At 39.7% G+C, this 237-nt stretch carries 1 protein-coding gene; it reads left to right on the top strand.

Annotation, left to right across the window (positions count from 1 at the left end):
• Window positions 1-16: 16 nt before the first annotated feature.
• On the top strand, window positions 17-237 hold a 221-nt coding region (locus JIG41_RS13755), incomplete at its 3' end, for a helix-turn-helix domain-containing protein (RefSeq protein WP_199524945.1).

The raw sequence follows: 237 nt of genomic DNA, 5'->3' as shown, positions 1-237 counted from the left end.
GTAGTCTATACAGTATATGAAAAAGACGCTCAGATACAACTACAGGCTAAACCCTAGGCCAGAACAAGAAGTTAAGCTCATTGAGTTTGGTGCGACAGCGCGTGGCATTTGGAATCTGTTGTTGTCTGAAAATATGCGTCGTTATGAATACGATAAAACATTCCTGTTTTACAAAGATATGGCTTCTCTCCTCAAGGAAATTAAGCCATTCGAGGAATTTAGCTGGATTAAAGCGTT

Origin of the sequence: Pseudoalteromonas sp. bablab_jr011 (assembly GCF_016464045.1) — a bacterium.
Taxonomy (GTDB): Bacteria; Pseudomonadota; Gammaproteobacteria; order Enterobacterales; family Alteromonadaceae; genus Pseudoalteromonas; species Pseudoalteromonas lipolytica.
Note: the sequence above shows the minus strand (reverse complement) of the source record. Positions and strands in the feature narration are given on the sequence as shown.